The organism is Ramlibacter sp. bp-362 (assembly GCF_054956735.1).
In genome coordinates, this window is the sequence record NZ_JBUDXE010000010.1 from 21077 (window position 1) to 40885 (window position 19809).

Genomic DNA, 19809 nt, shown 5'->3' on the forward strand with positions numbered 1-19809 from the left:
TTTCGGGTGGGGCTTCCTATGATCCCGCCCATGAAGCACTTCGACTTCCGCAATCCCTATCCGACGACCCGCATCCCCGTGTTCGCGCGCAACGCGGTCTCCACCTCCCATCCCCTGGCCGCGCAGGCCGGCCTGCGCATGCTCTGGCAGGGCGGCAACGCGGTGGACGCCGCGATCGCCGCCGCCGCGGCCATGACGATCTGCGAGCCCGTGAGCAACGGCCTCGGCAGCGACGCCTTCGCGATCCTGTGGGACGGCAAGCAGCTGCAGGGCATCAACGGCTCGGGCCACGCGCCGGCGGGCTGGACGCCCGGCTACTTCCGCGAGAAGTACGGCGCCGACGCGAAGACGCCGCCCAAGCGCGGCATCGACTCGGTCACGGTGCCGGGCGCCGTCGGCACCTGGGTCGCCCTGTCGGAGCGCTACGGCAAGCTGCCCTTCGCCGACCTGCTGGCGCCCGCCATCGAGATCGCCGAACGCGGCTACCTGCTGCCCGTCGTCGTGCAGCAGAAGTGGGCCGCGGCCACGCCCGAACTCGGCTCGCTGCCCGGATTCGCGAAGAGCTTCCTGCCCTGGGGCCGGGCGCCCAACGTCGGCGAGCTGTTCCGCTTCCCCGCGGCGGCGCGCGCGCTGCGCGCCATCGCGGAAACGAAGGGGCGCGCCTTCTACGAGGGCGAGATCGCCGAGGCGCTGGCGCGCTTCAGCCGCGAGAACGGCGGCGTGCACACGGTGCAGGACTTCGCGTCCTTCCGCCCTGAGTGGGTGGAGACCGTGCGCAAGGACTACCGCGGCTACACGCTGCACGAGATCCCGCCGAACGGGCAGGGCATCGCGGCCCTGATCGCGCTGGGCATCCTGGACCGCTTCGACCTCTCGGGGATGCAGCCGGACGGCGCGGACGCGCAGCACCTGCAGATCGAGGCGATGAAGCTCGCCTTCGCCGACGTGTACCGCTACGTCGCCGAGCGCTCTGCGATGGAGGTGAGCACCGACCAGATGCTGGACGACGCCTACCTGGCCGGCCGCGCGAAGCTGATCGACATGAAGCGCGCGCAGGACTTCCAGGCCGGCAACCCGGTGAAGGGCGGCACGATCTACCTGACCGCGGCCGACGAGGACGGGATGATGATCAGCTTCATCCAGAGCAACTACATGGGCTTCGGCTCCGGTTGCGTGGAGCCCGGCTACGGCATCAGCCTGCAGAACCGCGGCCACGGCTTCAGCCTGCAGCCGGGCGCGAACCAGGTGGCCCCGGGCAAGCGGCCCTTCCACACCATCATTCCGGCCTTCCTCACGAAGGACGGCCAGCCGGTGATGAGCTTCGGCGTGATGGGCGGCAACATGCAGCCGCAGGGGCACATGCAGACGCTGGTGCGCATGATCGACTTCCACCAGGACCCGCAGGCCGCCTGCGACGCGCCGCGCTGGCGCTTCAACGCGGGCCTGGAGATCAACGCCGAACAGCAGATGCCGCAGGCCACGCTGCTGGAACTGGCGCGGCGCGGGCACCGCGTGGAAGTGATCAACGACAGCTACCAGGACTTCGGCGCCGGCCAGTTCATCTGGCGCATGGGCGACCCGAAGCAGGAGGGCTACGTGATCGCCTCCGATCCGCGGCGCGACGGCCTGGCGGCGGGCTTCTAGGGACTGCGAGGCAGGTCTGGCTTGCTCCCTCTCCCGCTTGCGGGAGAGGGCTGGGGTGAGGGCATGCCACCGCCCGCTTCACCGCAAGCCCGCGAGGTAGTGACCGAGATTCTCGATGTCGGCCTCGCTGAGCGTGCGCGCCACGCTCGTCATGTTGCCCGCGTCGTTGGTCCGCGTGCGCTCCTTGAAGGCCTTCAGCTGCGCCACGATGTACGCGTAGTTCTGTCCCGCCACGCGCGGGATCTCGTTCTGCCCCAGGAAGCCGCCCAGGTGGCACATGGTGCAGAGCGTTTCCTCCGCCTTGGCCTTGCCCAGGCGCGCCTTGGCCTCGTCCACGGCGAAGGCCGCGGGCTTCAGCGGCTGCGCGGCGAAGTAGTTCGCGAGCGCGACCATGTCCTCGCGTGACAGCGGCTGCGCCAGCGGCGTCATGACGGGATTGCTGCGCCGGCCTTCCTTGAAGTCGCGCAGCTGCACGTACAGGTAGCGCCAGGTCTGCCCGGCCAGGCTCGGGATCTCCGGCGCGACCGCGTTGCCGTCGGCGCCGTGGCAGGCGGCGCAGGCCTGCGCCCGCGCGCGGGCCGCCTCCGCATCCTGCGCCGCCAGCGGTCCGGAGGCGAGCAGCGCCAGGCATGCGAAGGCGAGCCGCGGTCCCCTCATCTCAGTCGAGCGCGAACACCACCATGGTGTTGCCGCGCTTGAAGTCCAGCTGCGTGTTGCCGCCGCAGCCCATGGCGACGTACTGCTTGCTGCCCACCATGTAGCTGACCGGCATGGCGTTGGCGCCGGCGCCGCAGTTGAACTCCCAGAGCTTGCGGCCGGTGCGCGCGTGCAGGGCGCGGATGAAGCCGTTGCCCTCGCCGTAGAACACCAGGTCGCCGCCGGTGGCGAGCGCTCCGCCGATCAGGGGCTGCTCGGTGTCGAACTTCCACGCGACCTTGCCGGTGTCGATGTCGACGGCCGCGAGCCGCCCCCACTGCTGCTCGCCCTCGATCGCCTTGAAGGCGCCGCCCAGCCACAGCTTGCCGCCCGGGTACTTGGCGTCTTCCACGTGGTAGGTCATGGGCTGGTGCAGGTTCAGCGCGTAGGCCAGGCGGTACTTCGGGTGGAAGGCCATCGGCGACCACTCGACGCCGCCGTTGGCGCCCGGCAGCATGCGCGCGCCGGTGGCCGTGGGCAGCACCCACATGTTCTCCTGCGGGATCATGGCCTCCGAATAGCGGATGAGCCGGCCCGTGGCGCGGTCGTGCACGTACACGTGGCCGGTCTTGCCGCCGTGGATCACGGCGGGGACCATCCGGCCGTTCTCGTCGCGCGCGTCTACCAGCATCGGCGGGCTGACGGCGTCGAGGTCCCACACGTCGTGCGCGATGTACTGCGAATGCCACTTGTACTGGCCGCTGTCCAGGTCCACGGCGACCATCGAGTCGGTGTAGAGGTTGTCGCCGGGGCGCTCGGCGCCGAACAGGTCGGGCGAGGGGTTGCCCACCACGAAGAAGATCGTGCGGGTCTGCAGGTCCACGGCGGGATTCATCCAGACGCCGCCGCCGAGCGTCTGGTAGAAGGACGCGTCGCGCGCCAGCGCCTGCTTCTCGGCCTCGATGTCGCGCTTCATGTGGCGGCCGGTCGCGTCGTTCTCGGCCCACACGCCCTCGTGTCCCTTCTCCGGGATCGTGTAGAAGGTCCACAGCAGCTTGCCGTCGTTCGCGTCGAAGGCCTTCACGAAGCCGCGGATGCCGTACTCGCCGCCGTTGGTGCCGATCAGGACCTTGCCGTCCACCACGGTGGGCGCCATCGTCTCGCTGTAGCCCTTTTCGGGGTCGGCGATCTGCGTCTCCCACAGCACGCTGCCGGTGCGCGCGTCGAGCGCCACCAGCTTCGCGTCGAGCGTGCCCATGAACAGCTTGCCGCCCTCGATCGCCACGCCGCGGTTGTTGGGGCCGCAGCAGAAGGTGGTGATCGGCCCCATCTTGTGCTTGTAGTGCCAGAACTGCCGGCCCGTCGCCGCGTCGAGCGCGTAGACGTGGTTGAACGAGGTCGTCATGTACATCACGCCGTCGACGACGATGGGCGCCGTCTCCATCGACTCCTTCACCTCGGTCTGGAACATGAACACGGGGCGCAGCCGCTTGACGTTGCCCGCGTTGATCTGGTTGCCCGGATAGAAGCGCTGCTGCGCGTAGCCGCCGTTGGTGTGCAGCCAATTGACCTGCTGGCGGTCGGCGGCGCTCAGCATGGCCTGGGTCACGTCCGGCGCCTTGACGATCATCGGCAAGCTGCCCGGGCGCTGGCCCGGGGTCTCCTGTGCGTGGGTGGGGACGGCGAGGGCACAAGCGAGTGCCACGGGCCAGAGGGGGAAACGGTGAACTTGCATACGACTTCTCCTCGCAGTGGAACTTCGAGTGAAGTCCGGCGCGCAAGCGTCGGGCTGGCCATGAGCCGCAGCCAGTATCATGATTTCGCCTGCCAGGCACAAGGAGGTCCCCATGGAATCCACCTTCAGGCGCATCGCGGTCGCATTGCTGTTCTGCGCGGCGGCCGGTCCGGGGCACGCCCAGCGCGGCGCCGGCGAGATCAACGTCAACGGCCAGCTGGTGCTGGCGGCGCGCGCGGGCCTGGTGCCGCGCGTGGCGCAGCTCCTGGCCCAGGGCGCGCAGGTGAACTCGCGCGACCGCAACGGCGACTCCCCCCTCAACATGGCGGCGGTGCGCGGCAATGCCGAGCTGGTCGACGTGCTGCTGCGCGCCTCCGCCGACGTGCAGCTGGCGAATCTCGCCGGCGTCACGCCGCTCATGTCGGCGGCGTACGCCGGCAAACCCGAGATCGTGCGCAGCCTGCTCGCCGCCGGCGCTCGCACCGAGCCGCTCGATCGCGTGAAGAAGAACGCGGCGATCTACGCGGCGGGCCAGGGCTGCGCCGGCTGCCTGCGCGAGCTGCTGCGCGCCGGCACGCCGGTCAACGCGCGCCTGGACCACGGGCTCACGCTGCTCATGTGGACGGCCGGCTACGGGCACGAGGACGCGGCCCGCGTGCTGCTCGACAGCGGCGCCGACCGCGGCCTGCGCGACGACCGCGGCAAGACCGCTGCCGACATCGCGCGCGAGCTCGATCACCGCGCGCTCGCGGAACTCCTGCAGCCGTAACCGCTGCGAGACTCAGCGCGGGCATCCTTCCGCGACTTCCGCCGGTAAGCAGCCGCAACAAGCGGTGTGCGCGCCGCCGGCGGCGCAACAAGCGTTTCAAGACTCCCCGCCAGCATTCCTGCACACGCCATTTCGCGCGGGAGGCCCAAAGTGGACCGGCATGAGTTTCGATGTCAGGGTCACCCACGAGGCCGGCCGGACCTGCGTGGTGGTTTCGGGAGAGGCGCGGCTGGGCCGGCTGCTGTCGCTGCTGCAGGTGCTGCAGGTGGACAGCGCGTCGTGGCCGCGCGAGCCGGTGCTGCTGGACCTGCGGCGGCTGTCCGGCGCGCTGGCGCCCGGGGAGCGCGAGCGCCTGCTGGCGGAGGCGGCGCAGCGCCTGGGCCGCCCCGTCACCGTGCTCCAGGCGTGAGGGGGATCAGCCGGTGTCGCCGGGGCTGGCGGCCACGAGCGTGTCCACCAGGCGGGTGAGGCGGTGCGAAGCCTCCGCCGGCCCCCAGCGGCGCTGCCAGCGCAGCAGGTCGACGAAGGCGTTGCCGCCCAGCGCGCGCACCGCGATCTTCACGCTTTCGTAGAGCGCGTCGTCCAGCAGTTCGCCGGGCACGCAGCGCACCGCGAGGAAGGGCACGTTGCCGTAGCCGGGCAGGGCCTTGAGGTAGCGCAGCACGTCGTACATGCGGCCTTCCTCGAAGTGGCAGCCGCACACCACCAGCGCGGGATGTTCAGCCAGGGCCGCCTTGGCCTGCGCGAACGTGCTCGCATGCACCAGCGTGTGGTTGCTGGTGAGGGCATCGCGGAAAGCCTCGAAGGATTCGGGGACGTCCGCGACCAGGATGCTGGTGCCGTGCGACATGTGAGGGGCAGTGTAATGTCATGACACTGCGGGCGCCAGCGGTTTCAGGTTGCGCCCGAACAGGGCGAACAGGCGCTCCCAGTGGCGCTCGGCCGAGGCGCGGTCGTAGATGCCGGCGCGGCGCGGGAAGACGAAGCCGTGCTGCGCGCCGGGATACCACTCCAGGCGGTAGGGCGTGCCGGCGGCGTCGAGCGCGGCCTGCAGTCGAGCCATGGCGTCCGGCGGCGCCCAGGGATCGGTCTCGGCGCAGGCGACATAGGTCTCGCAGCGGATGCGCGAGGCCATGCGGTGCGGCGAGTCGTCGCGGTCGGTCACCATGCGCGCGCCGTGGATGGAAGCGATGGCGCGGATGCGCTCGGGCAAGGCCGCCGCCGCGGCGAACACGAAGGGGCCGCTCATGCAGTAGCCGACCGCGCCCACGCGGTCCGCGTCCGCCGCCGCCTCGCCGGCGATGAACTTCAGCATGGCCTGCGTGTCGCGCACCACCATCGCATTGACGAGGCTGTCCATGAGCTCGAACATCGGCTTCATGCCCTCGGGCGTGCGCTCCTTCAGCTCGAACTCGCGCGTGCGGCGGTAGTAGAGGTTGGGGAGGACGACGTAGTAGCCCACGCTCGCGAGCCGGCGCGCCATGTCGTGCAGTTCCTCGCGCTTGCCCGGCGCGTCCATGTAGAACAGGACCACCGGGTGCGGGCCGCCTTCCTCCGGGTGCACGACGAAGCTGTTCATCGCGCCGTCCGCGGTGGGGATGTCGGGGTGTCTCTCGATCATGCTGCGCCTCCTGCGCCGTCCAGCATGGCACGGCCGCGGGGGCGGCGGCTCAGGGTAGTCCCGCACCTACTTGCCGCAGCCCGGCGGGACGACAGCGGCCGGCCTGCGGCCGACCTAAACAGGAGGGAGTGGAACGAAAGGGGAACACGCCATGCATACCGCCCTCTGTGCCTTCACCGACCGGGACCGCGCCCGTGCCGCCGTGGACGAACTGGTGCGCGCGGGCTTCGCGCGCGAGGACATCCACGTGGAAGACCGGCAGACCAGCGAGGGCCGCGAGGCCAACGACGCCTGGGACGGGCTGGAGCGCGAGGTGGCGGTGGACCGCGGCGTGCTGTCCTCGTTCGGCCATTTCTTCGCGAGCCTGCTCGGCCGCGACAACTCGTCCGGCCAGGTCGACACCTATTCGGACCACGTGCGCCGCGGCAGCTGCGTGGTGGTGGTGGACGCGCCGGACGAGGCCGGCGCCGAGCGTGCCCGCGCTCTGCTGCAGGGGATGCGCGCCGGCGACCTGGCCGTGGTGCACCGGCACGAACTGCCGCCGCTGCGCGACCTGGTGGCGCTCAGCCCGACCACCGGGCCGGACCTGCGCGACCCGGAGCTCGACCGCGCGCCGGGCCTGCGCTACGCCGACCAGGACAAGCCGCTCTAGGGCTGTCCCGACTCGGCCGGCTCCTCCGGCACGACTGTGGGCGTGACCGGCGCCGCCGCCGGCGCGGCGATCCAGCGGTTGGTGGCGTAGACGAGGCCCAGCAGCGCCAGGCCGATCGCGTCGGTGATGTAGCCGGGCTTGATCAGCAGCACGGCCGCCGCGATCAGCAGGACGCGTTCCCACATCTTCGCGTCGCGCCCCGCCAGGTAGCCCTGCAGTGCGGCGGCGAAGCACATGACCCCCAGCGTCGCCGAGACGAAGGAGGTGACGATGGTGGTCCAGTCGCCGATGAGCAGCAGCGAGGGCTCGTACACGAACATGAAGGGCACGATGTAGGTGGGCGCGGCGATGCGCACCGCCTCCCAGCCGGAACTCCACAGGTCCGTCTTGGCCAGGCCCGCCGCCGCGAACACCGCGAGCGCCACCGGCGGGGTGATGGCCGAGAGGATGGCGAAGTAGAAGGCGAACATGTGCGCCGCAGGCGTGGCCGCGCCCAGCTTCACCAGCGCCGGCACCAGCAGCGACACCATCACGATGTACGCCGGCGTGGTCGGCATGCCCATGCCCAGCACGATGCCCGCCATCGCCGTGAGGACCAGCGCCAGCACCAGCGAGCTCTGCGCCAGGTTGATCACCATGTCGGTGAAGGTGATGCCCAGGCCGGTGATGGTGACCACCGCGATCACGATGCCGGCGCAGGCGCAGGCCATCGCCACGGCCAGCGTGTTGCGGGCGCCGTCCACCAGCGCCTCGAGCACGCTGCGCCAGCCGATCCCCTTGCGCGTGGTCGCGCGCATCAGCGCCAGCGGCAGGCACGACAGCGCGCCGACCAGCGCCGCCAGCGGGGCGGAATAGCCCAGCATCAGCGCGAACAGCACGATCAGGATGGGGATGAACAGGTGCCCGCGGATGATCATCACGTCGCGCAGGCGCGGCAGCTCCGAACGCGGGACGCCGGCGAGCTTGTGGCGCTTGGCCTCGAAGTGCACCGCGAGGAACACGCCCACGTAGTACAGGATGGCGGGCACCAGCGCCCACAGCGCGACCTGCGCGTAGGGCACCGCCAGGAATTCCGCCATCACGAAGGCGGCCGCGCCCATCACCGGCGGCATGATCTGGCCGCCGGTGGAGGCGACCGACTCCACCGCCGCGGCGAAGGGCGGGCGGAAGCCCGTGCGCTTCATCAGCGGGATGGTGATCGGGCCGTCGACCATCACGTTGGCCACCGCGCTGCCCGAGACGGTGCCGAACAGGCTGGACGACACCACGGCCACCTTGCCCGGGCCGCCGGCCGTGTGGCCGGTGATGGACATGGCGAAGTCCATGAACAGCTGGCCCGTCCCGCTGCGTTCCATGAAGGCGCCGAACAGCACGAACAGCATCACGTAGCTGGCCGACACGCCGAGCGTGGAGCCGAAGATGCCTTCGGTCGACAGGTACAGCTGCTCCATCAGCACCTGGCCCTTCACCTGCGTGAAGAAGACGGCGTACACGAGGAACACGATGGCCGTGAGCGGCAGCGCCCAGCCGATCACGCGCCGCGTGGCGTCCAGCACCACGATCACCGACACCACCGCGAACACCTTGTCCCAGAGGGTCAGGTCGTCGATGTAGATGATGCGGTTGATGAAGTAGTCGTAGTTGATGAAGATGTGGAGCACGAAGCTCCAGCCCGCGACCATGATCGCGGCGTCGAGCACGCGCCAGGCCACGCCGCCGCCGCGGCGCATGGGGTAGAGCATGTACACCAGCGTCAGCGCGAACAGCAGGTGCAGCCCCCGGAAGATGAGGGCCTCGGGCGGGCCGAAGCCCGCCACGTACATGTGGAACAGCGACATGCCCACGGCCACCAGGGTGACCGCGGCGGCGAGCACCCGGGAGGTGGGTGCCGTCGCCTGGACTTCGTCGGAAACGACTGCGCCGGTCGGGGGGATGCTCACTCCGGTTCCCGGCGGGCGTCAGAGGACGCCGGCTTCCTTGTAGAACTTCGCGGCGCCCTTGTGCAGCGGGACGCCGATGTCGGCGGCCATGTCCTTGGGCGTGAGGCCGGCGATGGGCTTGACCACCGCGGCCATCGTCGACACGTTCTGCGCCATCGCCTTGGTCATCTTGTAGACCACGTCCTCGGGCAGGTCGCAGGCGGCCACGATGTGCGTGGAGTAGCCGATCACGGGGACGTCCTTGTCCTGCTTGGGATAGGTGCCGGCCTTGATGATCAGGCGCTGGTAGCCGGGGTTCTCCTTGCGCAGGGCGGCCATCGTCTTGTCGTCCACCGGCACGAGGTGCATGTCGCGGGCGCTGGCGAGGTCCATCACGGCCGAGGCCGGGGCCGTGGTGCCCAGCGTCATCACCTGCGCGTGGCCGTCCTTCATCATCGCCACGGCGTCGGTGTACGAGGCCTGGAAGTTGGCCTTGGCGAGCGACTGGTAGGACAGGCCGTTGAGCTTGAGGATTTCGCCGGTCAGCACTTCCGAGGTGTTGCCCTTGGGCTGCGTGACCAGGGTCTTGCCCTTGAGCTGGGCATAGGAGTTGATGCCGGAGTCGGCGAGCGCCGCCACCTGGAAGTACTGCGGGTACAGGTTGGCGACCTGGCAGACCTTGGTGACCTTCTTGGTATAGGGCGGGCGGCCCGCGAAGCCGTCGACCGTGCTGGCCGAGTTGGCGAAGCCGATCTGGGCCTTGCCCTCGTCCACGCCGCGCACGTTGGCGACGCCCGCGCCGGGCGTCTGCTGGATCTGCAGGCCGGGCACGGCCTGTTCCCACATGTGCTTGAGCGCACCCCCGAGCGGAATCCAGGAGCCGCCCTGCGGGCCGGTCATCATCGTCACCTGCTGGGCGGCGGCGGGGAGGGCCGAGGCCATGCCGGCGGCCAGGGCGAGGGCGATGCGCGTGGACTTCGAAAGCTTCATCATGTCTCCTGAGAGGGGGCTGACAACGAAGGCCAGAACTTGAAGGAAGCGGCGGCCGCCGTCAACCTCGCAAGCCCGCGCCTGCGTGCTTTCCCTAGGGCGGCCCAGCGGGGCCGTGGCGTCGTCCGGCGCCTACCCGGCGCCGCTCCCGCAGACGACGCCCGCCCCTCGGGCGGGGCGGCCCAATCGAAGGCAGTGCTGCAAGGAGAGAGCCACATGCATACCGCCATCTGTACTTTCGAGGACCGCGGACTCGCCGAGCAGGCGGTGGACCGCCTGGTGCAGGCCGGGTTCGACCGGAGCCAGGTGCACATGGAGCACCGCCACCCCGACGGCACGCCGATGGCGGAGGCGCGCGACCGCGACGTCGTCGGAAAGTTCTCCTTCTTCGAACGCCTGTTCGGCACCGGCCAGCACACGCCGCATGCCGACACCTATGCCAGTGCCGTGGAGCGCGGGCTGTACGTGGTGCTGGTGGAAGCCGCCGACGAGGACGCGGCCGCGCACGCGCAGGCCGTCCTGCACGGCATGGAGGCGCGCGACATCAACCTGGTGCAGCGCTCCGGCCAGCCGCCGCTGCGCGACATCGTCGCCGAGCGCCAGGCCGCCGCTCCCGAGCGCGCCATGGCCTCGCAGGGCTGGGGCGAACAGCGCCGCCTGGAAGTCGTCGACGACGACCGCCCGATCGCCTCGCCGGAGATCGACGCCGGCGAGCGGGAAGACAAGCCGCGCTAAGCTCGCGGTTTGCCGTCCCACCGATCGCTTCCATGCCCCTGAACTTCGCCCCCCGCCTCGACAAGGTCGAAACCTCCGCCATCCGCGAACTCTTCAAGCTGCTGGGCAAGCCCGGCATCATCAGCTTCGCCGGGGGCTTTCCGGACAGCGCGATGTTCGATGTCGAGGGGCTGCGCGAGGCCTCGCAGCGCGCCCTGCAGGAGGAGCCCGGCGGGGCGCTGCAGTACGGCGCCACCGAGGGCTACGAGCCGCTGCGCGCCCAGCTCGCCGCGTTCGAGCGGGCCAAGGGCGTGGCCGACCTGCAGGCGCAGGACCTGATCGTCACCACCGGCAGCCAGCAGGCGCTCGACCTGCTGGGCAAGACGATGGTGGGCGAGGGCGACAAGGTGATCGTCGAGGGCCCCACCTTCCTGGCCACCATCCAGTGCTTCCGCCTCTACGGCGCCGACGTGCAGAGCGCGCCCATCGACGCGCACGGCGTCAAGGTCGACGAGCTGGAGCGCCTGATCGTCGAGCACCGGCCGAAGTTCGTCTACCTGATCCCCACCTTCGGCAACCCGAGCGGCGCGCTGCTGACGCTGGAGCGCCGCCGGCGCATCCTGGAGCTGGCCGTGAAGCACCAGGTGCTGGTCGTCGAGGACGATCCCTACGGCGATCTCTATTTCGGCGAGCCGCCGCCGCCCAGCCTGCTGGCCCTGTCGCAGGAGGTGCCGGGCAGCCGCGCCTGGATCGCGCACTGCGGCAGCATGAGCAAGGTGCTCAGCCCCGGCCTGCGGGTCGGCTGGCTGGTGGCCCCGCAGGAGCTGCTGGCCCGGGCGACGATGTGCAAGCAATTCAGCGACGCGCACACCAGCACATTCGCCCAGGCGACGGCGGCGCAGTACCTGAAGAGCGGGCGCATGCCGCAGACGCTGCGCACCGTGCGCCAGACGTATGCCGAGCGGGCCCGCACGATGGCGGACGCGCTGAAGCAGGAGCTGGGCGACGCGATCGAGTTCACCGCGCCCCAGGGCGGCCTGTTCTTCTGGGCGCGCCTGACCGGCGCCGGCGGGCGCGTCCGGGATGCCGGCGAATTCGCCAAGCGGGCGATCGAGCAGGGCGTGGCCTTCGTGCCGGGCGCGCCCTTCTTCGCCCGCGACCCGGACCCGGCGACCCTGCGTCTGAGCTTCGCCACGGCGGACGTGGACCGCATCCGCGAGGGCGCGGCCCGGCTCGGCAAGGCCCTCTAGGGGTTCCCCGGAGGGGCATCGGGAGAACCCCTCTTGCCGGTAGAAGCCCCTAGGCCGCGACCGACGCAAAACATTTCTCCCAATGTATAAACCGGCTTCCAGCCGGGCGTGGTCCGGCGCATCGACGAGCAAAGGAGACGACATGGCCCCCATTTCCCAGCCAAGGCGTCGCGTGCTCGTGACGGCCGCATCGGCCGCCGCGGCCGCCGCGCTTCCCTTCATGGCGCGGGCGCAATCCCCCATGGTCATCAAGTTCAGCCACGTGGTGGCGGACCAGACGCCGAAGGGGCAGGCCGCGCTCAAGTTCAAGGAACTGGCGGAGAAGAAGCTGCCCGGCAAGGTCCAGGTGCAGGTCTTCCCCAACTCGCAGCTGTTCGGCGATGCCAAGGAAATGGAGGCGCTGCTGCTCGGCGACGTGCACTTCATCGCGCCCTCGCTGTCGAAGTTCAACCGCTACACCAAGAAGCTGCAGGTCTACGACCTGCCCTTCCTGTTCGACGACCTGGAGGCGGTGGACCGCTTCCAGGCTTCCTCGGTCGGCCAGGGGCTGCTCAACTCCATCACCAGCCGCGGCCTGCGCGGCGTGGCGTACTGGCACAACGGCATGAAGCAGCTGTCCACCAACCGCGACCGCCTGGTGCGGCCGGAGGACGTGAAGGGCCTCAAGTTCCGCATCCAGGCCTCGGACGTGCTGGAGGCGCAGTTCCGCGCGCTGGGCGCCAACCCGCAGAAGCTGGCCTTCTCCGAGGTGTACCAGGCGCTGCAGACCGGCGTGGTGGACGGCCAGGAGAACACCTGGTCCAACATCTGGTCGCAGAAGTTCCACGAGGTCCAGAAGACCATCGCCGAGACCAACCACGGCGTCATCGACTACATGGTCGTCACCAACGTCAAGTGGTTCGACGGCCTGCCGGCGGACGTGCGCAAGGGCGTGTCCGAGGCGATGGCGGAGGCCACGAAGTTCGGCAACAAGATCGCCAACGACATCAACGAGTCCGACCGCGAGAAGATCGCCAAGGCCGGCAAGGCGAAGATCCAGAAGCTGGGCAAGGACGACGTCGCCGCCTGGCGCAAGGCGATGGAACCGGTGTGGAAGCAGTTCGAAGGTGAGATCGGCCGCGACCTGATCCAGGCGGCCGCCAAGGCGAACACCTGAGGACGGCAGGGCCCGCGCCGCGGGCCCGCTCCGCCCCCCGCATGCGCTGGCTCGAACAACTCGAAGAATTCCTGGTCGCGTTCCTGATGGCGGTGATGACGGTCATCACCTTCGCGCAGGTCGTCGCCCGCTATCTTTTCCACTACAGCTTCGTCTGGGCGCTGGAGCTCACCGGCGTGCTGTTCGCGTGGCTGATCTTCATCGGCATGTCCTACGGCGTGCGCGTCGGCGCGCACATCGGCGTGGACGCCGCGGTGCGCCTGCTCGGGCCGCGCACCGCCCGCGTGGTCGCCGGCATCGCCGCCATCCTGTGCATAGGCTACGCCCTGGTCGTGGCCTGGGGCGGCTGGCAGTACGCGTACAAGATGTACGACGTGGGCGTGCTGATGCAGGACCTGCCGGTGCCGCAGTGGATCCCGCGGATCGTCCTGCCGCTGGGCTTCCTGCTGCTGGCGTTCCGCTTCGCGCAGGTGCTGTGGCGGGTGATCTCCGGGCAGCAGGCGCACCTGCTGGCCGACGAGACCGGCGAGGCGCTCAAGCTGCGCCAGGACCAGGTCGAACCGGGAGCGGGCGCATGACGGTCACCGCGCTGTTCGTCATGCTGTTCGTGTTCATGGCCCTCGGCGTGCCCGTGGCCGTGGCGCTGGGCCTCTCGTCGATCCTGACCATCCTGATCTTCGCGCACGATTCGCTCGCCTCGCTGGCGCTCAAGCTGTACGAGACGTCCGAGGCCTACACGCTGCTGGCGATCCCCTTCTTCATCCTGGGCGGCACCTTCATGACCACCGGCGGGGTGGCGCGCCGCATGATCCGCTTCGCCAACGCCTGCGTCGGCCACCTGCGCGGCGGCCTGGCGATGGCTTCGGTGATGGCCTGCATGCTGTTCGCCGCCGTGTCGGGCTCCTCCCCGGCGACGGTGGTCGCGGTCGGGTCCATCGTGATCGGCGGCATGGTGCGCGCGGGCTACCCGCAGGGCTTCGCCGCCGGCGTGATCTGCAACGCGGGCACGCTGGGCATCCTGATCCCGCCTTCGATCGTGATGGTGGTCTACGCGGCCGCCACCGAGACTTCGGTCGGGCGCCTGTTCATGGCGGGCGTGATCCCGGGCGTCCTGCTCGGGCTGATGCTGATGTCCGCGATCTACGTCCGCGGCGGCATGGTGAACCTGCCGCGGCTGCCCCGCGCCACGCTGGGCGAGGTGCTGCGCTCGGCGCGCGACTCCATCTGGGGCCTGCTGCTGGTGGTGATCATCCTGGGCGGCATCTACGGCGGCATCTTCACGCCGACCGAGGCCGCGGCCGTGGCGGCGGTCTACGCGTTCGTGGTCGCCGTGTTCGTCTACCGCGACCTGCGCATGCGCGACGTGCCCAAGGTGCTGGTGGACTCGGGCAAGGTCACGGTGATGCTGATGTTCATCGTGGCCAACGCGCTGCTGTTCGCGCACGTGCTGACCACCGAGCGGATCCCGCAGGCGATCGCCGAGCAGATCGTCGCGATGGGCATGCCGCCCTGGCAGTTCCTGCTGGTGGTGAACGTGCTGCTGCTCGTCGCCGGCATGTTCATGGAGCCGACCGGCATCATCCTGATCCTGGCGCCCATCCTGTTCCCCATCGCCACGCGCCTGGGCATCGACCCGGTGCACCTGGGCGTCATCATGGTGGTGAACCTGGAGATCGGCATGGTGACGCCACCCGTGGGACTGAACCTGTTCGTCACCTCGGGCATCACAGGCATGTCCATCATGCAGGTCGCGCGGGCCGCGCTGCCTTGGATGATGGTGCTGCTGGCCTTCCTGGTGATCGTGACCTACGTGCCCTGGGTGTCGCTGGTGCTGCCGAACCTGCTGTTCTAGGAGAGGATGGCGGCGAGGCTGCGCAGGAACGGCTCCGGCGCCTCGTACTGCACCCAGTGCCCCGCCTCCGGAATGAGCTCCAGCCGGCCGAAGCAAGGCGCGCGTTCCAGGCAGGGCTGCAGCCGATCCAGGCTCTCGACATACAGCGCGTCCTTCGCTCCATAGATGGCATCGACGGGGCACCGCAAGCTCGGCAGCGTCTGCAGCAGCAGGTCCGTCAACGCCAGCTTGCGCCGGTGCATGCGATCACGCGGGACATTGGCGGCCTGCAGGTCCACGGCCAGCGCGTCGATCTTCGCGGGGTCGGCGATCATCAGCGTGGCGAGGTTGCTGCGGTGCGCGGCGCGCCGTCCTTCCTCGGTCGGCTGCTCGCGCCAGGACGTGAGCGGCAGGCGCTTGCTGCGCAGGCCCAGGCCCGGCGCGCCCACCAGCACGAGGCGGCGCACGCGTTCCGGTTGCGCGGCGGCCATCAGCGCGCCGCACAGCCCGCCGAAGGAGAAGCCGACCACGTCGACCGCCTCGGCGCAGCCCAGGTCGACCAGGCCCTGCGCGACCGCCGGCGCCACGCCGTCGGCATCCTGGCCTTGCGGCGGCCGCGCGGAGTCGCCGAAGCCGGGCAGGTCGGGCACCAGCACGTGCCGGCCCGTGGCGGCCAGCGCCTCCACGTTGCGGATCCAGTGCGTCCAGCTGCCGCTGCCGCCATGCAGCAGGACCAGCGGCGCGTCGCCTTCCCGCCCCCAGGCGTGCCACACGAGTTCGCCGTCGCCGCAGGGCGTGGCGCGGCGCCTCGCTTGCGCGAGCACGCGCAGGGCAGCTTCGGGGAGGTCGGATTCCAGGGGAGGCAGCACGGTGGAGGACATGCCCGCCATTGTCGCCGCCTGGCGTGCGGGAGTTGCGCCGCGCGCGCCGGCCCACTATGTTGCGCTTGCCGGCGCGCGCAGCCCGGCAGGGGAGGGGGCATGCAGATCCTGGCGATCCACGGCGTGGGCCACGGCGACGCCAAGGCGGACTGGAAGCCGCAATGGCAGCAGGCCGTGCTGGCCGGACTCGGCGCCTGGCGGCCGGGCCTCGCGCCGACCATCGAGTTCCTCGCCTACGACGACCTGTTCGAGGCCGCGCCGCTGGGCGCGCCGGAGGTGATCGAGGCGCTGTACCGCCTCTCGGCCAGCGGCCTGTTCTACGGCATCACCGACCGCCTGCGCTCGCGCGGCGGGCTGGCGTCCGCGCTCGACGCCGTGCGCTGGACCGCCGGGATGATCGCGCAGTGGGTCGCGCTGGAAGACCTGCGCGCGCAGCTGCGCCAGCGTCTCGCGGCGGCCATCCAGCAGATGCAGCCCGACGTGATCCTGGCCCACAGCCTGGGCTCGCTCATCGCCTACGACACGCTGCGGCGCGACGAGGTCGCCGGCGGCACGCTCGATGCGGACCTGAGCTTCGTCACGCTCGGCTCGCAGATCGGCAACCCCGCCGTCCGCTCGGTGTTCGGCGGCCGCATCGAGCCGCTCGCGCAATGCCGCTTCTGGTGGCACCTGTACAACCGCGAGGACGACGTGTTCACCTGCCCGGTGGGCCTGCCCGCGTCGGCCCGCTTCCGCCAGGTCGACACCTTCTTCGACATCGCCGGCTACGCCGACCACGATGCGCGTCGCTACCTCGCGCACGAGCAGACGGCGCTGTCGGTGTGGCAGGACCTCGCGGCCAGCGCGCCGCGCGGCCGGGCGCTGCCCGCCGCCGGCGCGCGCCCCTCGAACCTCGCGGAGCAGCACGCGCGTGTCGCCGCGCGCGCGAAGCCGGCGGCGCTCCAGCGCAAGGCGGTGCTGGTGGGCGTGGCCGACTATCCCGATCCGGCCAACCGGCTGGAGGGGCCGGTGAACGACGTGTTCGCCGTCAGCGCCGCGCTGCAGGAGCTGGGCTTCCCGCCGGACGGCATCCGCGTCGCGCTCAACGAACGCGCCACCGCGCAGGGCATCCGCGAGCGCCTGCAGTGGCTGCTGGAGGACGCGCGCGACGGCGACCAGCTGTTCTTCTTCTTCGCCGGCCATGGCGCGCAGGTGCCCGCCTACGGCGCCGACTCGGAAGTGGACCGCCTCGACGAGTGCCTGGTGCCCTGGGACTTCGACTGGAGCCGCAGCGAAGGCATCACCGACGACGCGCTCGCGGCGCTGTACGGCCAGCTGCCCTACGGCTGCCAGTTCACGATGATGCTGGACTGCTGCCACGCCGGCGGCATGGCCCGCGGCAGCGCGCTGCGCGCCCGCGGCCTCGCGCCGCCCGACGACATCCGCCACCGCATGCTGCGCTGGGACGCCGCCAGCCAGATGTGGCTGCCGCGCGTGCAGCTGGCGCGCGTGACGCGCGAGGAGGAGCGCAAGCTCGCGCGCGCCGGCGACCGCAAGTCCTGGCTGGGCGAGAACGGCAGCAAGCGGCGCATGGGCCGGGGCACCAGCCTGTGGACGCCGTCGGCGCGCCAGTACCGCGCCGCGAAGCAGGCGAACGACCACCAGGGTCCCTACGTGCCGGTGATGCTGGAAGCGTGCGCCGAGGGCGAGCTGGCCTACGAGTACCGCCACGGCGTCACGGCCTTCGGCGCCTTCACGTACAGCGTGTGCAGCGTGCTGCGCGACGCGGCGCGCGCGCCCAGGAGCGCGCCGCTGGACTTCGAGCAGCTGATCCGGCGCGCGGCCGAGCGCATCGCGAGCGTCGTCGCCGAGCCGCAGAACCCGCAGCTGCACTGTGCCGACGTGCGCCGCAAGGAGGCGATCCCCGGGCTGCGTGCGGCCGGCTAGGGATCCGGCCTAAGCCTTCCGAGCGATGCGAGGCGGCGCCGGCGCGCCTAGATTGGATCGCCCACGACCGCAGGAGGCTTCCATGCCCGATCGCTCCCTCTCCCTCGGACTCAACACCGTCGATCCCGCCGGCTACGAAGGCTGGGACGGCAGGCTCAACGCCTGCGAACAGGATGCGCGCGACATGGAGGCCATCGCGCGCAGCCAGGGCTACGGCGCGAAGTGCCTGCTGTCGGCCGAGGCCACCTCGGCGGCCGTGCTGGCGGAGCTGTACGACGCGGCGCAGCAGCTGCACGCCGGCGACCGCTTCCTGCTCACGTACTCCGGCCACGGCGGCCAGGTGCCGGACGTCACCTCGGACGAGAAGGACGACATGCTGGACGAGACCTGGTGCCTCTACGACCGCATGCTGCTGGACGACGAACTGCACGTCGCCTGGTCGCGCTTCCGCAAGGGCGTGCGCATCCTGGTGCTGTCCGACAGCTGCCACAGCGGCACGGTCGCCCGCGCCATGTTCACGCGCGCGCTGCCGCAGCCGGCCCGCGCCGAGTACGCGGCCAAGTGGATCGAGTGGCCGCGGGCGCTGCAGGTCTACGAGCAGCACCGGTCGATGTACGACTCGCTGCAGTACGTGGCCGGGCCCGCGGAGCAGGCCACCGTGCCGGCCAGCGTGATCCTGGTCTCCGGCTGCCAGGACCACGAGCTGTCCTACGACGGCCCGCGCAACGGCGCCTTCACCGAGGCCTTGCTCAAGGTCTGGAACGGCGGCGCCTTCCGCGGCTCGCACCGCGACCTGCACGCGCGGATCCTGCAGGCGATGCAGGGTGGGCGCCAGCACCCGAACTATTTCCTCACCGGCGCCTCCGACCAGGACTTCGAGGCGATGCGGCCCTTCGGCGAGCCTTGAGGGCGGCGGGCGGGCAACGGCCGCCCGCTTTTTCGCGGGTTTGTGCCAAATTGTTCCCGGCGCAACTGGAATAGACGCGAGCGCGGAGCGTTAATCCAGGACAGGCCTCGTGTTGCGGGCCTGAGGAGAACAAGGCTATGAAGAAACTCGTCCTGGCCATCGCCCTGCCGCTGTCGCTGCTGGCGGGCTGCGCCTCCCTGTCCACCGGCGGCGCCCCGGCCACGATGCGCGAAGGCGTGCTGGTCAACCCCGAGGGCATGACGCTCTACACGTTCGACCGCGACGCCCGCGGCAGCGGCCGCTCCTCGTGCAACGGGCAGTGCGCGATCAACTGGCCGCCGTTCCTCGCGAGCGCGTCGGACCGCGCCCATGGCGACTACACCATCGTCGTGCGCGACGACGGCAAGCGCCAGTGGGCCTACAAGGGCTGGCCGCTCTACACCTGGCCGGAGGACCAGGAGCCGGGCGACAAGTACGGCGACAACAAGAACAAGGTCTGGCACGTCATCCGCTGAGGCACGGGCATGAAGCGTTCGCTCATCGCGCTGGCCCTGGCCGCGCTCACGCTGGCCGCGCAGGCCGGCGCGCTGAAGGTGACGGTGCTGGACAAGGAAGGCAAGCCGGTGCCCGACGCCGTCGTGGTGCTGGCGCCCGCCGCGCCCGGCGCGCCCAGGCCGCTGCCCACGAAGGTGACCATCGTGCAGGAGAAGATGCGCTTCGTGCCGGCGGTGTCGCTCGTCGCCGCGGGGGCCCAGGCCACCTTCGTCAACAACGATCCCTGGGAGCACCACGTGCGCGCCAGCGCCGCGGGCATCACCAACTTCGACGCGGCCGCCAGCGGCGGCTTCGAACTGCGCCTGGACGGCCGCAAGCCGGGCCAGCCCGCGCACGCCGTGGAGGCGCGCTTCGACAAGCCGGGCGCCGTGCTCCTGGGCTGCCACCTGCACGCGTCGATGAAGGCGCACGTGTTCGTGAGCGACACGCCCTGGGCGGCGGTGAGCGGGCCGGATGGCCACGCGAGCTTCGAGGCGGTGCCGGAAGGGCCGGTGCGCATCCGCGTGTGGCACGCGGACCAGCTGCTCGATCTGCCGCCGCAGCAGATGGTGCTGACCACCGCGCCGGCGGCGGCGACGATGCAGTTGCAGGTGGTGCCGCGGAGGCGGAGGGTGTAGGGGCTT

Annotated in this window: 20 protein-coding genes; 13 read left to right on the forward strand and 7 right to left on the reverse strand. The window is 70.6% G+C overall.

Annotation, left to right across the window (positions count from 1 at the left end; translation table 11 throughout):
• The first annotated feature begins 30 nt into the window (after nt 1-30).
• Complete coding sequence (locus ACY0MJ_RS15235; protein WP_462639341.1) at nt 31-1644, forward strand: gamma-glutamyltransferase family protein; 1614 nt, start codon at nt 31-33, stop codon at nt 1642-1644.
• 78 nt (nt 1645-1722) lie between these two features.
• Here the strand turns inward: ACY0MJ_RS15235 and ACY0MJ_RS15240 are convergent, their stop codons facing one another.
• Together ACY0MJ_RS15240 and ACY0MJ_RS15245 are read right to left on the reverse strand one after the other, a co-directional pair.
• Complete coding sequence (locus ACY0MJ_RS15240) at nt 1723-2301, reverse strand: c-type cytochrome (RefSeq protein ID WP_462639342.1); 579 nt, start codon at nt 2299-2301, stop codon at nt 1723-1725.
• A gap of 1 nt (nt 2302) precedes the next feature.
• Nucleotides 2303-4015: an outer membrane protein assembly factor BamB family protein gene (locus tag ACY0MJ_RS15245; RefSeq protein WP_462639343.1), complete on the reverse strand. Its 1713-nt coding sequence runs from the start codon at nt 4013-4015 to the stop codon at nt 2303-2305.
• 112 nt (nt 4016-4127) lie between these two features.
• Between ACY0MJ_RS15245 and ACY0MJ_RS15250 the strand changes: the two genes are divergently transcribed.
• Both ACY0MJ_RS15250 and ACY0MJ_RS15255 read left to right on the forward strand, forming a co-directional pair.
• The gene (locus ACY0MJ_RS15250) at nt 4128-4784 is read left to right on the forward strand and encodes an ankyrin repeat domain-containing protein (RefSeq protein ID WP_462639344.1); all 657 of its coding nucleotides are present in this window, start codon (nt 4128-4130) and stop codon (nt 4782-4784) included.
• A gap of 160 nt (nt 4785-4944) precedes the next feature.
• Nucleotides 4945-5193 carry a hypothetical protein gene (locus ACY0MJ_RS15255; RefSeq protein ID WP_462639345.1) on the forward strand — a complete coding sequence of 83 codons (249 nt, stop codon included), beginning with the start codon at nt 4945-4947 and terminating at the stop codon, nt 5191-5193.
• Between the two features lie 6 nt (nt 5194-5199).
• Here ACY0MJ_RS15255 and ACY0MJ_RS15260 read toward each other — a convergent pair whose 3' ends face one another.
• Nucleotides 5200-5634 (reverse strand): hypothetical protein, encoded by a 435-nt coding sequence (locus ACY0MJ_RS15260; RefSeq protein WP_462639346.1) that lies wholly within the window; start codon nt 5632-5634, stop codon nt 5200-5202.
• A gap of 18 nt (nt 5635-5652) precedes the next feature.
• Nucleotides 5653-6405 (reverse strand): dienelactone hydrolase family protein, encoded by a 753-nt coding sequence (locus tag ACY0MJ_RS15265; protein ID WP_462639347.1) that lies wholly within the window; start codon nt 6403-6405, stop codon nt 5653-5655.
• A 151-nt stretch (nt 6406-6556) separates the two neighbouring features.
• Between ACY0MJ_RS15265 and ACY0MJ_RS15270 the strand changes: the two genes are divergently transcribed.
• On the forward strand, nt 6557-7057 hold the full coding sequence (locus ACY0MJ_RS15270; RefSeq protein WP_462639348.1) for a hypothetical protein: 501 nt from the start codon (nt 6557-6559) through the stop codon (nt 7055-7057).
• Here the strand turns inward: ACY0MJ_RS15270 and ACY0MJ_RS15275 are convergent.
• Nucleotides 7054-8997 (reverse strand): TRAP transporter permease, encoded by a 1944-nt coding sequence (locus tag ACY0MJ_RS15275; protein WP_462639349.1) that lies wholly within the window; start codon nt 8995-8997, stop codon nt 7054-7056. The two genes, ACY0MJ_RS15270 and ACY0MJ_RS15275, sit on opposite strands and share 4 nt — an antisense overlap.
• Before the next feature lie 18 nt (nt 8998-9015).
• Nucleotides 9016-9966: a TAXI family TRAP transporter solute-binding subunit gene (locus ACY0MJ_RS15280; RefSeq protein ID WP_462639350.1), complete on the reverse strand. Its 951-nt coding sequence runs from the start codon at nt 9964-9966 to the stop codon at nt 9016-9018.
• Nucleotides 9967-10182: 216 nt separating this feature from the next.
• On the opposite strand from ACY0MJ_RS15280, the gene ACY0MJ_RS15285 reads away from it, so the two are divergent.
• The 5 genes from ACY0MJ_RS15285 (at nt 10183) to ACY0MJ_RS15305 (ending at nt 14938) form a co-directional block, all read left to right on the forward strand.
• Nucleotides 10183-10701 (forward strand): hypothetical protein, encoded by a 519-nt coding sequence (locus ACY0MJ_RS15285; RefSeq protein ID WP_462639351.1) that lies wholly within the window; start codon nt 10183-10185, stop codon nt 10699-10701.
• Between the two features lie 38 nt (nt 10702-10739).
• Nucleotides 10740-11930 (forward strand): aminotransferase-like domain-containing protein, encoded by a 1191-nt coding sequence (locus tag ACY0MJ_RS15290; RefSeq protein ID WP_462639518.1) that lies wholly within the window; start codon nt 10740-10742, stop codon nt 11928-11930.
• Between the two features lie 142 nt (nt 11931-12072).
• On the forward strand, nt 12073-13086 hold the full coding sequence (locus ACY0MJ_RS15295) for a TRAP transporter substrate-binding protein (RefSeq protein ID WP_462639352.1): 1014 nt from the start codon (nt 12073-12075) through the stop codon (nt 13084-13086).
• Between the two features lie 41 nt (nt 13087-13127).
• Nucleotides 13128-13664, forward strand: coding sequence for a TRAP transporter small permease (locus ACY0MJ_RS15300; RefSeq protein WP_462639353.1), 537 nt, complete (start codon nt 13128-13130; stop codon nt 13662-13664).
• The gene (locus ACY0MJ_RS15305) at nt 13661-14938 is read left to right on the forward strand and encodes a TRAP transporter large permease (protein WP_462639354.1); all 1278 of its coding nucleotides are present in this window, start codon (nt 13661-13663) and stop codon (nt 14936-14938) included. Before ACY0MJ_RS15300 ends, ACY0MJ_RS15305 begins: the two co-directional genes overlap by 4 nt.
• On the opposite strand, the gene ACY0MJ_RS15310 is transcribed toward ACY0MJ_RS15305, so the two are convergent.
• A complete protein-coding gene (locus ACY0MJ_RS15310; RefSeq protein ID WP_462639355.1) occupies nt 14935-15798 on the reverse strand; it encodes an alpha/beta fold hydrolase in 864 nt (287 codons plus the stop codon). The genes ACY0MJ_RS15305 and ACY0MJ_RS15310 overlap by 4 nt on opposite strands.
• Nucleotides 15799-15897: 99 nt before the next feature.
• On the opposite strand from ACY0MJ_RS15310, the gene ACY0MJ_RS15315 reads away from it, so the two are divergent.
• The 4 genes from ACY0MJ_RS15315 (at nt 15898) to ACY0MJ_RS15330 (ending at nt 19803) form a co-directional block, all read left to right on the forward strand.
• Nucleotides 15898-17724 carry a caspase family protein gene (locus ACY0MJ_RS15315; RefSeq protein ID WP_462639356.1) on the forward strand — a complete coding sequence of 609 codons (1827 nt, stop codon included), beginning with the start codon at nt 15898-15900 and terminating at the stop codon, nt 17722-17724.
• Nucleotides 17725-17806: 82 nt separating this feature from the next.
• Nucleotides 17807-18631 carry a caspase family protein gene (locus ACY0MJ_RS15320; RefSeq protein WP_462639357.1) on the forward strand — a complete coding sequence of 275 codons (825 nt, stop codon included), beginning with the start codon at nt 17807-17809 and terminating at the stop codon, nt 18629-18631.
• Nucleotides 18632-18768: 137 nt separating this feature from the next.
• Complete coding sequence (locus ACY0MJ_RS15325) at nt 18769-19146, forward strand: COG4315 family predicted lipoprotein (protein WP_462639358.1); 378 nt, start codon at nt 18769-18771, stop codon at nt 19144-19146.
• 9 nt (nt 19147-19155) lie between these two features.
• The gene (locus ACY0MJ_RS15330; protein ID WP_462639359.1) at nt 19156-19803 is read left to right on the forward strand and encodes a cupredoxin domain-containing protein; all 648 of its coding nucleotides are present in this window, start codon (nt 19156-19158) and stop codon (nt 19801-19803) included.
• Nucleotides 19804-19809 lie beyond the last annotated feature (6 nt).